This window comes from Cellulomonas algicola (assembly GCF_003851725.1).
Taxonomy (GTDB): domain Bacteria; phylum Actinomycetota; class Actinomycetes; order Actinomycetales; family Cellulomonadaceae; genus Cellulomonas; species Cellulomonas algicola.
The window spans coordinates 1-11,322 of sequence record NZ_BHYL01000233.1 but is presented as its reverse complement, the minus strand read 5'-3'; the positions used below and the strand labels follow the sequence as shown (position 1 = coordinate 11,322).

Sequence of the window (11,322 nt, the reverse complement as noted above, 5' to 3'; positions counted from 1 at the left end):
GGGCGCTCGCGCGCGTGCAGGCTCGGCGGGCGCCGGCCCGCGGCGCCCGGGATCAGCGGGCGGCCGCCCGGAGCTCGGACCGCTCCCGCAGCCGCAGGCCGGTCCTCACCGCGACGCGCACCGGCCACTGCCAGGCGTGCGGGTACCGGCGCGACACGTAGCGCGCCGCGCTCGTGTGGTGCGCCGAGATCATCCGGGCCGGCCGCTCGCGCCAGGACGTGCCGCCGACGTGCGTGACGCGCGCGCCGGGCACGTAGAGGTTGGTCCACCCGGCGCGACCGAGCCGCTCGCCCAGGTCGACGTCCTCGAAGAACATGAAGTAGCCGTCGTCGAAGCCGCCGACGGCCTCGAACGCCGAGCGGCGCAGCAGCAGGCACGCGCCCGAGAGCCAGCCCGCGGCCCGCTGCCCGCCCGCGTCCTCGTGCTGCGCGCGGTAGGCGCGGGTCCACGGGTTGGCCGGCCAGACCCGGACCAGCAGCGCGTGACCGGCGCCCTGCGTCAGGGACGGCAGGGCGCGCGCGGACGGGTAGACGGTGCCGTCGACGTTGAGCAGCGCGGGACCGAGCGCACCGGCGTCGGGGTGGTCCTCGCCGGCCGCGACCAGCACGTCGAGCGAGCCCGGCTCCCACTCGAGGTCCGAGTTGGCGACGACGAGCCAGGGCGCCTGCGCGTCCCGGGCGCCGAGGTTCGCGCCGCCGCCGTAGCCGAGGTTCGCCCCGGACTCGACGACCCGGGCGCCGTGCCGGGCCGCGACCGCACGGGACACCGTGGGGTCGTCGCCGTTGTCGACGACGACCAGCTCGTAGGGGGCGGACGTCGCGCCGGCGAGCGTGCGCGCGAAGCGCTCGAGCTCCTCGCCGGGGTGGTAGACGACGCAGACGACTCGGACGGTGGGGGCGGGGCTGCTCATCGTGCGCCCAGGTTAGTGGGCGTCACCGTAGCCGGGGTCCACGTCCTCGGGGGCTCGTCCCAGCAGGTGCGCGACCTGCTCGACCACCACGTCGCGCACGAGGTCGGCGAGGTCGCCCGCGTCGGTCGCGCGCGACTCGACGGGACGGCGGTAGACGACGATGCGCGCGGGCAGGCCGGAGTCGGCGGGGAAGTACCGGCCGAGCGGCACACCGCCGTGCTCCCACGGCGCCGGGTTGGACGGCGGCACGTCCTCGACCGCGAACTCGGTGCCGTCGAGCTGCCGCGTCCAGCGCCGCTCGAGCCGCTCGACGGCGTCGAGCACGAGGTCGTCGAAGCGCTCGGCCCGCGTGCGGTAGGCGGGCATGGTCGACGGCATCAGCGGCCCGCGCGGACCGCGTCCGCGGCGGTCGCGACGACGCACGCCCTGGACCGGGCCGTCGCCGAGGCCGGGGGTCGACCCGCGGCGCCCGAGAGGGCCGGAGCGGTGCCCGGAGGCGTGCGGGTGGCCGGAGGACGTCACGCGGGAAACCTTAGTCCGCGCGTGCACGCGAGGCCGGAGCGCGCGCGTCGCGTCGCGCCGTCCGGCGTGGGGGACGCCACGTGTCGCCGCCGGGGGGTACGGTCACCCCGTGAGATCCGTCCGGCAGTGCTCGCGCACGGCGTGCGGCCGTGCCGCCGTGGCCACGCTGACCTACGTGTACGCCGACTCGACGGCCGTCCTGGGCCCGCTGGCGCACCACGCCGAGCCGCACTCGTACGACCTGTGCGTCGAGCACGCCGAGCGCCTGACCGCCCCCCGCGGGTGGGAGGTCGTGCGCCTGACGCCCGACTTCACCCCGGCGGCCCCGAGCCGCGACGACCTGCTGGCGCTCGCCGACGCGGTGCGCGAAGCGGGTCGCGGACGGCACACCGCACCCGCCGCCGCGGCGGCGACGGTGCCCGAGCCCGTGACGGACACGCTCGCGGACGCGCCGCGCCGCGGGCACCTGCGGGTCCTGCGCGGAGAGGGCTGAGCGGTGCCGCGACGCAGGGGGGAGCAGTCGGGGGCGCGCGGGTCGCTGCCGCCCGAGCCGCTCGGCTCGATGAGCCAGCCGACCGGCCCGCTCGCACCCGGCACGGAGGCGTGCCAGCAGTGCGGGTCGCCTGACCTCACCCGGATCCGCATGACGCTGTCGAGCGGGCGGCCGGCCGTGTTCGTGTCGTGCCCCGCGTGCGAGCGGACGGGGTGGTTCGCGCTCGACGGCGACGGTACGCCGCTGCCGCGCGACGAGGTCATGGGCCGCGACGGCGCCTGACAGCGCGCGTCCCGGCAGGTGGCGGGCGTCGGGTCGGACCCCCGCGCTCGGTACGATGCCCGACGTGACGACTCCTTCGCCCGACCGTGTCGACCTGTCCGCCCTCATCAAGGCCTACGACGTCCGGGGGATCGTCCCCGAGCAGCTCGACGACGGCGTGGCGCGGGCGATCGGTGCGGCGTTCGCCGACGTCGTCGTCCTCCCCGAGGCGACCGGCAAGCCCCGCGTCGTGGTGGGCAACGACATGCGGCCGTCAGGGCCGGAGCTGGTCGGCGCGTTCGCCGAGGGCCTGACCGCGCGCGGCGTCGACGTCGAGCTCATCGGGCTCGCCTCGACCGACGGGCTGTACTTCGCGTCCGGCTCGCTCGACGTCCCGGGCGCGATGTTCACGGCCAGCCACAACCCCGCGGAGTACAACGGCATCAAGCTGTGCCGTGCGGGCGCGCGTCCGGTGGGCCAGGACTCGGGCCTCTCGACGATCCGCGAGCTCGCCGGCGACTACCTCGCGTCGGGCGTCCCGCAGGTCGTCGACGACGCGCGCGGCAGCGTCACCGAGCGGGAGATGCTCGCGGAGTACGCGGGCTTCCTGCGCACGCTCGTCGACCTCTCGGGCATCCGTCCGCTGAAGGTCGTCGTCGACGCCGGCAACGGCATGGGCGGCTACACCGCGCCGGCGGTGCTCGGCACCGGTGCCGGCCTGCCGGAGCTGCCGCTCGACGTCGTGCCGCTGTACTTCGAGCTCGACGGCACGTTCCCCAACCACGAGGCCAACCCCCTGGAGCCCGAGAACCTGCGCGACCTGCAGCGTGCGGTCGTCGAGCACGGCGCCGACATCGGCCTCGCGTTCGACGGCGACGCGGACCGCTGCTTCGTCGTCGACGAGCGCGGCGAGCCGGTCAGCCCGTCCGCCGTGACCGCGCTGGTCGGCCTGCGCGAGGTCGCGCGCGAGCGCGCCGCAGGGCGGACGCCGACGGTCATCCACAACCTCATCACCTCGATGGTCGTGCCGGACCTCATCACCGCGGCGGGCGCGAAGACGGTCCGCACGCGCGTCGGGCACTCGTTCATCAAGGCGGAGATGGCGCAGCACGAGGCCGTCTTCGGCGGCGAGCACAGCGCGCACTACTACTTCCGCGAGTTCTTCTTCGCCGACACCGGCATGCTCGCGGCCCTGCACGTGCTCGCGGCCCTCGGCGGCCAGCCGCACCCGCTGTCGGCGCTCGCGGACCAGTACCAGCCGTACGTCGCGAGCGGCGAGATCAACTCGCGCGTCGAGGACGTCGCCGCGGCGCGCGCCCGCGTCGTCGAGGCGTACGTGACGCAGCAGGGCGCGGGCCCGGTCGAGGTCGACGAGCTCGACGGCCTCACCGTGTCGCACTGGGACGGCCATCCGCAGTGGTGGTTCAACCTGCGGGCGTCGAACACCGAGCCGCTGCTGCGGCTCAACGTCGAGGCCGCCGACGAGGACATCATGGAGAAGGTGCGCGACGACGTCCTCGCGCTCGTGCGCCAGGGAGAGGACGCCTGATGAGCACCGACGCCACCCACCCGCTCGAACCGTGGGCGCGCGACCTGCTGCGCTGCCCCGTGTCGGGCGCGACGCTCGTGGACGCGACCGGACCCGGCGGCGAGCCGCTGCTCGTCTCGACGCACCCGACGGAGCCGCTCGCGTACCCGGTGCGCGACGGCATCCCGGTGCTGCTCGCCGACGAGGCGCGACCGGCGCCCGCGCGCTGACGCGCGGCCCGTCCGCACGCGGCGCGCCGTCGTCGCGGGCCGGGACGGACCGGACGTCGTGGGGCAGGATGGGCACGGGCGACGCAGCCCGGCTCGGCCCGTCTCATCCTGCGAGGTGCGCATGGCGAGGTTCAGCGAGGTCCCCGGTCGGTACCAGGTGCGCGACCTCGCGCTCGCGGAGGCCGGCCGCCACCAGGTCCGGCTCGCCGAGCACGAGATGCCCGGCCTCATGGCGCTGCGCGCCGAGCTGGGGCCGTCGCAGCCGCTCGCGGGCGCGCGGATCAGCGGCTCGCTGCACATGACCGTGCAGACCGCGGTGCTCATCGAGACGCTCGTCGCGCTCGGCGCCCAGGTGCGGTGGGCGTCGTGCAACATCTTCTCGACGCAGGACGAGGCCGCCGCCGCGGTCGTCGTGGGCCCGGACGGGACCGTCGACGCGCCTGCCGGTCCCGCGGTGTTCGCGTGGAAGGGCGAGACGCTCGAGGAGTACTGGGCGTGCACGCAGCACGCGCTGCTGTGGCCCGACGGGCGCGGCCCGGACCTCATCCTCGACGACGGCGGCGACGCGACGCTGCTCGTGCACGAGGGCGCGCGGTACGAGGCGTCGGGCACCGTGCCCGACGTGCCTGCGCCCGGCGACCCCGAGCACTCGCTCGAGCTGGTCGTCGTGCGCGAGCTGCTGCGCCGGTCGCTGGCCGAGGACCCGCAGCGCTGGACCCGCGTGGCCGACAGGATCGTGGGCGTCTCCGAGGAGACGACGACGGGTGTGCACCGGCTCTACCAGCGTGCCGAGGCGGGCGACCTGCGGTTCCCGGCGATCAACGTCAACGACTCCGTCACGAAGTCGAAGTTCGACAACCGCTACGGCATCCGGCACTCGCTGCTCGACGGGCTCAACCGTGCGACGGACGTGCTCATCGGCGGCAAGGTCGCGTTCGTCGTCGGCTACGGCGACGTCGGCAAGGGGGCCGCCGAGGCGCTGCGCGGGCAGGGTGCGCGCGTGATCGTCTCGGAGGTCGACCCGATCTGCGCGCTCCAGGCCGCGATGGACGGCTACCAGGTCGCCCGGCTCGACGACGTCGTCGGCGAGGTGGACTTCGTCATCACCGCGACCGGCAACCGGTCGGTCGTCACCGTCGAGCACCTCGCGGCGCTCAAGGACAAGGCCGTCGTCGGCAACATCGGTCACTTCGACGACGAGATCGACATGGCCGGGCTCGCGGCGTACCCCGGGGTGCGGCGGACCGAGCTCAAGCCGCAGGTGCACGAGTGGACGTTCCCCGCCGACGACCAGACGGGCCGCGGCGAGCGGTCGGTCATCGTCCTGTCCGAGGGACGGCTGCTCAACCTCGGCAACGCGACCGGCCACCCGTCGTTCGTCATGAGCACGTCGTTCGCGAACCAGGTGATCGCGCAGGTCGAGCTCTGGACGCGGCAGGGCGTGTACGACCGGCAGGTGCACCGGCTCCCGAAGGTCCTCGACGAGAAGGTCGCGCGGCTGCACCTCGACGCGCTCGGCGTGCGGCTCACACGGCTCACGAAGGACCAGGCGGCGTACCTGGGCGTCGAGGTCGACGGCCCGTACAAGGCCGAGCACTACCGGTACTGACCACAGGACGACACCGTCGACGAGGCAGGACGACCGCGTCGCGCGGGACGGTGGCGTCACAGGCAGGACGACCTCGATGCGGGCGGTCGCCGCGAGCCGTCAGTCGACGGGGTCGGGCACGCCGTGCGGCAGGCGGTGGAGCACGCGCGCGTCGTCGGCGTCGCGCGCGTCGTCCCGGAGCCGCGCCACGAGCTCGCGCTCGCGCCGCTCGGCGAGGACCGCCGCGAGGAACGCCTCGGGGTGCGTCCCCGGCGGGGGCCCGGGGTGCACGTAGCGAGCGACCTCGGTCGACAGCCGGGTGCCGAGCTCGACCCGCGACGCGGGGTGCAGGCCGTTCGCGCGTGCGAGGAACTGCCGCACGGCCAGCGCGAGCCCGTCGGGGAGCCGCGCGACGTCGGCGCCCTGCGCCCAGCTGGCGAGCCACGGCGGCATCTGGACCGGGGCCCGGCGCGCGCCGCCGCGCACGCGGACGGCGTACGTGCCCGCCAGGACGTCGCCCAGCCGCTTGCTGCGGGGGTGCACGAGCGAGCACAGGAACGCGACCGAGCCGAACGTCATCCAGAGCTCGATGACGCCGACGAGCGCACGGATCAGCGCCTGCCGGAACACGAGCGGCCCGCCGTCGTCGCGCACGATCCGGATGCCCAGCGCGAGCTTGCCGAGCGACCGACCGCGACTGAGCGTCTCCATCGTCGTCGGGTAGGCGACCATGACCGTGACGAGCGCCAGGATCATCGTGATCCGCGCGACCTCCTCGGACATCGCGGCCGGGGCCGTCGTCGTCAGCACGATCACGATCACGATGAGCGCGGCCGCGAGCACCGCGAGGTCGACGAGCGCCGCCACGAGGCGCGTCAGGGCCGACGCCGCCCGGGTGTCGAGCAGCACGCCCTCGCCGATGAGGATCTCGTCCTCGACCATCGATGTCCCTCCTCCGCCGAGGGAACACTAACCGGAGACGGGCCCCGGAGATGGCAGGCTGTGGGCCGTGGACCTCGACGCCTTCCAGGTGGCCCGCGACGAGTCGTGGCAGCGCCTCGACGCGCTCGCGCGCAAGCGGCGCCGCACGGGTGCCGAGTCGGACGAGCTCGTCCGGCTGTACCAGTCGGCCGCGACCGACCTGTCCGTCATCCGTTCGGCCGCGCCCGACCCGGACGCCGTGAGCCGGCTCTCGCAGGTCGTCGCGCGCGCCCGCTCCGCGATCGTCGGTGCGCACGAGCCGAGCTGGCGCGACGTCGCGGTGTTCGTGGGGGAGTCGCTGCCCGCAGCGCTGTACCGGATCCGCTGGTGGACCGTGGGCGTGATGATCGGGTTCCTGGGCCTCGCGATCGCCGCCGGGTGGTGGGTCGCGACGCAGCCCGAGGCGCTCGCGGCGATGGGCACGCCCGCCGAGCGGCAGCAGTACGTCGACCACGCGTTCGCCGAGTACTACGACCCCGGCGCGGGGTTCGCCGCGATGGTGTGGACCAACAACGCGTGGATCACAGCGGTGTGCGTCGCGTCCGGCATCACGGGCGTCATCCCCGTCTGGCTGCTGATCCAGAACGCCGTGAGCGTCGGCGCGGTCGGCGGGATGATGGGCGCGCACGGCGAGCTCGCGCTGTTCCTCCAGCTCATCGCGCCGCACGGCCTGCTCGAGCTGACGGCGGTGTTCGTCGCGGGCGGTGCCGGGCTGCGGATCTTCTGGACGTTGATCGACCCGGGTCCGCGCACGCGTGGGCGCGCGCTCGCGGAGGAAGGGCGCGCGCTGTTCACGGTCGCGCTCGGCCTCGTCGGGGTGCTGGCCGTGTCCGGTGTGGTCGAGGGCTTCGTCACGGGTTCGGGCATGGCCTGGTGGCTGAAGATCGTCGTCGGCGTGGTCGTGCTCGCCGCGTTCTGGGCCTACACGCTCGTGCTCGGCGGCCGTGCGGTCCGGGCGGGTGCGACGGGCGACCTCGACCCCGACCGCGCGGGCTACGCGGTGCCGGTCGCCGGCTGATCCCGCACAACGCCGGTCAGCGCTCCACCACCGTCGCGCGGTGCCCGCACGCCGTCGACGCCGCACCCTGTCGCCGCCGCACCGTCGCGAGCGGCGTGGGTCAGCGCACCACCACGTCGTGCCCGACGGCGTCGTCGGCGAAGAACGTCACGAAGCGCTCCGCCTCCGCCACGACGTCCCGCCGGGCGCGCGCCCCGAGGTCGCCGAACGGCTCGACGACGAGCGTCGCGCGCTCCCGGCGCCGTCGCGCGCCCGCCTCGTCCACGCGCACGCGCTCGACGCGCCAGGTCGCCGCCACCACGCCGTCGACGAGCACCGTGCCGGGCACGACGCCGTTCGGGCTCTGCAGCGCGCGGCGGTGCTCGTCGGCCACGACGCGTGTGCGGTCCGCGTGGCTCAGGAGGACGTTGTCGAGGTCGGGCAGGAAGCGCACCGGGGCGGGGACGTCCGCGGGCGGGCGCGGCGCGTCGGGCAGGTCGAGCACCTCGCGCGGGCGCACCTTGCCGGGGGACGGCTCGGCGGTGAACCGGACCACGCGGTCGCCCAGGCGTGCGACGACCGCGGCCAGGCCGGTGAGCCCCGACCAGGCCTGGACGTCGGTGACGCTCGCGGGGCCGAACGCGGCGAGGTACCGCAGGACGAGGCGCTCCTGCTCGACCGCCAGGACGTCGGGGTCGGACAGGTCGGGGGCAGCCGCGACGGCGTCCGCGCCGAACCACGCGGTCGTCGTCGTCCACGTCGTCGCACCCGACCGGCCCCACACGCCGCGCGGCGGGACCTGGACGAGCGGGAGCGTGCCGCGCGCCGCGTGGGCGAGCGACCCGGGCGGGACGTGCGGCCAGCGCTCCGCGAGCAGCTTCCCGAGGGTCGTGCTCACGCGCGGCTCCGCCTCGACGAGCTCGCGGGCGAACGCCGTCACCTCCGCCAGGTCGACGGAGCGCAGCGGCGCCGCGTGCAGCGTGTTGACCTCGAGGTCGCGCGCGTACAGCGGGGCGACCAGGCCGGGCAGCAGCAGGGCGTCCGCCGCGTCGACCAGGTGGATCGTGCCGCGCATGACCGCGATCCGCGCGAGCCGCCGGTCGAGCAGCGCGTCGCCCAGGTCCGCGTGCGTGAACCCCTCGACCCGGCTCCACAGGCCGACGTACGGGGACCACGCGTTCTGCGCCTGCAGGCCGACCAGGTGCCCGACGACGTCCACGGCCGATGCGTCCGTCCGATCGAGCAGGTGCTGACGTGCGAGCAGCGCCCGGTTGAGCGCGCGACGGTCCATGAGGGGCGGCTCGGCCATGCCGGGACGCTATCGAACGGCACCCACGACGGGCGCGGTCGGCCGGCCGTCCGCGCGAGGGTGGACGGATGCCGTCGCCGCGGCTCGCGGGCGGGTCAGAGCCGGCCGGCCGCCTTGAGCGCCAGGTAGGTGTCCGCGAGGCGCGGGGCGAGGTCCTCGGGCAGCGCGTCGACCACCTCGACGCCCCGCCGGCGCAGCCGGACCGCGACCGCCGAGCGCTCGAGGTCGGCACGCTCGGCCGCCGCGGCGTCGAACACCGCGCGCGCGTCGGTGCGGGCCGTGCGGATCGCGTCTGTCTCGGGGTCCGCGACGGACGCGAGCACGACCTGGTGCCGCGACGTCAGCTGCTGCGCGACACCCAGGAGCCCGCGCTCGACCGCCGACGCGTCGAGCGCCGTGAGCAGCACGACGAGAGCCCGCTGGCTGAGCCGCTCGCGCACCTGCGTCACGACGCCCGGCCAGTCCGTCTCGACGAGCTGCGAGGACGTCGTCGCGAGCGCGTCCGCGAGCGCGGGCATGAGCCGCGGGCCCGCCGTCCCGGCGACACGCGCGCGCACGCGCCGGTCGAACGCGAGCAGCTCGACCCGGTCGCCCGCGTGCGTCGCGAGCGCGCCCAGCAGCAGCGCCGCCTCGATCGACGCGTCGAGACGCGGCGCGTCCTCGACACGGACCGCCGACGTGCGACCCGTGTCGAGCACGATCAGCACCCGGCGGTCACGCTCGGGGCGCCACGTGCGCACCACGACGTCCGCGCGGCGCGCGCTCGCACGCCAGTCGATCGCCCGCACGTCGTCGCCGATCACGTACTCGCGCAGCGAGTCGAACTCCGTACCGGGTCCGCGCACCTGCACCGCGGCGCGCCCGTCCATCTCCCGCAGACGCGCGAGCCGGCTCGGCAGGTGCCGCCGCGAGGCGAACTCCGGCAGGACGCGCAGCCGCCCCGGAACGGTGAGCGACGCCTGCCGCCCCGCGAGCCCCAAGGGTCCCGCCGAGCGGATCGTCACGCGGTCGGCGACCGCGTCGCCGCGACGCGTCGGGTGCAGCACCGTGCGCACACGCGCGCCGTCGCCCGCCGCGACGGCCACGGTGTGCCGGTCGCGCTCCGCGGACGCCGACGGCGGCCACGCGTCGCGCACGAGCCCGCGCAGACGCCGGTTGCCGACGTTGGTGAGCGTGAGCGTCGACGTCGCGGGCTCGGTCAGCCGCACCGACGGGGGCAGGTCCCGCTGCACCGCGACCTGGCGCGGCGACGCCGCGAGCGACGCGTCGAGGACGCACAGCGCGACGCAGACCAGCGCCCAGACCAGCACCGTCCCGGTCGACGGCAGCAGCAGCACGAGGGGCACGCCGACGGCCGCGAGGACGACCGCGCGCCAGGTGAGCGTCATGCGGCTGTCAGCGGGGGACGGGCACGGACGCGAGCACCGTGTCGAGCACGCTCTCCGTGCTGACGCCCTCGAGCTCGGCCTCCGCACGCAGCTGCACGCGGTGGCGCAGCGTGGGGTGCGCGAGCGCCTTCACGTCGTCGGGCGTCACGTAGCTGCGGCCCGACAGCCACGCCCACGCGCGGGCCGTCGCGAGCAGCGCGGTGGCACCACGAGGCGAGACGCCGAGCGCGAGCGACGGCGACCGGCGCGTCGCCCGGCACACGTCGACCACGTAGCCCAGCACCTCACGCGCCACCTGCACGCGCGCGACCTCCGCGCGGGCCGCGGCGAGCAGCGCGGTGTCCGCGACGGGCCGGACCCCGGCGGCCGTGAGGTCGCGCGGGTCGAACCCGCCCGCGTGGCGGACCAGGACCTCGACCTCGTCCTCGCGCTCGGGCAGCGGCAGCGTCAGCTTGAGCAGGAACCGGTCGAGCTGCGCCTCGGGCAGCGGGTAGGTGCCCTCGTACTCGACGGGGTTCTGCGTCGCGATGACGAGGAACGGGTCCGGCAGCGGCCGCGGGGTGCCGTCGACCGACACCTGCCGCTCCTCCATCGCCTCGAGCAGCGACGCCTGGGTCTTCGGGGGCGTGCGGTTGATCTCGTCCGCGAGCAGCAGGTTCGTGAAGACCGGGCCCTCGCGGAACGAGAACTCGGCCGTGCGCGCGTCGTACACGAGCGAGCCCGTGACGTCGCCCGGCATGAGGTCGGGCGTGAACTGCACGCGCTTCGTCGACAGGTCGAGCGCCGCCGACAGCGAGCGGACGAGCAGCGTCTTCGCGACGCCCGGGACGCCCTCGAGCAGCACGTGGCCGCGGCACAGCAGCGCGATCACGAGGCCGCTGACCGCGGCGTCCTGCCCGACGACGGCCTTGGCGACCTCGAGCCGGACGTCGGCGAGCGCCGATCGCAGCGCGACGCTGGGGGCGGGCGGCGCGGCCGGTGCGGGGGGCGCGGGCGGCGAGGCCGGTGCCGGAGCCGGAGCGGGAGCGGGAGCCGACGACGGCGCGGGGACGGGAGCAGGCGCCGGCTCAGCCTTGGTCCAGCTCGGCGGCCCGTCCTGGGCTGCGGGGGCGGCC

Annotated in this window: 12 protein-coding genes; 6 read left to right on the top strand and 6 right to left on the bottom strand. The window is 75.7% G+C overall.

Features of this window, described 5'->3' with window-relative positions:
• Positions 1-52 precede the first annotated feature (52 nt).
• Complete coding sequence (locus CTKZ_RS14680) at positions 53-910, bottom strand: glycosyltransferase family 2 protein (protein ID WP_124343641.1); 858 nt, start codon at positions 908-910, stop codon at positions 53-55.
• A 12-nt stretch (positions 911-922) separates the two neighbouring features.
• The gene (locus tag CTKZ_RS14675) at positions 923-1,432 is read right to left on the bottom strand and encodes a metallopeptidase family protein (protein WP_371852374.1); all 510 of its coding nucleotides are present in this window, start codon (positions 1,430-1,432) and stop codon (positions 923-925) included.
• Between the two features lie 109 nt (positions 1,433-1,541).
• Between CTKZ_RS14675 and CTKZ_RS14670 the strand changes: the two genes are divergently transcribed.
• From CTKZ_RS14670 to ahcY, 5 genes are all read left to right on the top strand, one after another.
• Entirely contained in the window at positions 1,542-1,925 is a 384-nt protein-coding gene (locus CTKZ_RS14670; protein ID WP_124343640.1) for a DUF3499 domain-containing protein, read from the top strand.
• Between the two features lie 3 nt (positions 1,926-1,928).
• Entirely contained in the window at positions 1,929-2,207 is a 279-nt protein-coding gene (locus CTKZ_RS14665; protein WP_124343639.1) for a hypothetical protein, read from the top strand.
• Between the two features lie 55 nt (positions 2,208-2,262).
• Positions 2,263-3,735: a phosphomannomutase/phosphoglucomutase gene (locus tag CTKZ_RS14660; RefSeq protein WP_124343638.1), complete on the top strand. Its 1,473-nt coding sequence runs from the start codon at positions 2,263-2,265 to the stop codon at positions 3,733-3,735.
• Positions 3,735-3,944, top strand: coding sequence for a Trm112 family protein (locus CTKZ_RS14655; protein WP_124343637.1), 210 nt, complete (start codon positions 3,735-3,737; stop codon positions 3,942-3,944). The genes CTKZ_RS14660 and CTKZ_RS14655 overlap by 1 nt, the downstream gene beginning before the upstream one ends.
• A 121-nt stretch (positions 3,945-4,065) precedes the next feature.
• The gene (ahcY, locus tag CTKZ_RS14650; RefSeq protein ID WP_124343636.1) at positions 4,066-5,553 is read left to right on the top strand and encodes an adenosylhomocysteinase; all 1,488 of its coding nucleotides are present in this window, start codon (positions 4,066-4,068) and stop codon (positions 5,551-5,553) included.
• Positions 5,554-5,652: 99 nt separating this feature from the next.
• Here the strand turns inward: ahcY and CTKZ_RS14645 are convergent, their stop codons facing one another.
• Entirely contained in the window at positions 5,653-6,474 is an 822-nt protein-coding gene (locus tag CTKZ_RS14645) for an RDD family protein (RefSeq protein ID WP_124343635.1), read from the bottom strand.
• Between the two features lie 67 nt (positions 6,475-6,541).
• Between CTKZ_RS14645 and CTKZ_RS14640 the strand changes: the two genes are divergently transcribed.
• Positions 6,542-7,531 (top strand): stage II sporulation protein M, encoded by a 990-nt coding sequence (locus CTKZ_RS14640; RefSeq protein ID WP_124343634.1) that lies wholly within the window; start codon positions 6,542-6,544, stop codon positions 7,529-7,531.
• A gap of 100 nt (positions 7,532-7,631) precedes the next feature.
• Here the strand turns inward: CTKZ_RS14640 and CTKZ_RS14635 are convergent, their stop codons facing one another.
• The 3 genes from CTKZ_RS14635 to CTKZ_RS14625 all read right to left on the bottom strand — a co-directional run.
• On the bottom strand, positions 7,632-8,819 hold the full coding sequence (locus tag CTKZ_RS14635) for a winged helix DNA-binding domain-containing protein (protein ID WP_124343633.1): 1,188 nt from the start codon (positions 8,817-8,819) through the stop codon (positions 7,632-7,634).
• A gap of 95 nt (positions 8,820-8,914) precedes the next feature.
• Entirely contained in the window at positions 8,915-10,207 is a 1,293-nt protein-coding gene (locus CTKZ_RS14630; protein WP_124343632.1) for a DUF58 domain-containing protein, read from the bottom strand.
• A gap of 7 nt (positions 10,208-10,214) precedes the next feature.
• On the bottom strand, positions 10,215-11,322 hold a 1,108-nt coding region (locus CTKZ_RS14625; protein ID WP_268904342.1), incomplete at its 5' end, for an AAA family ATPase.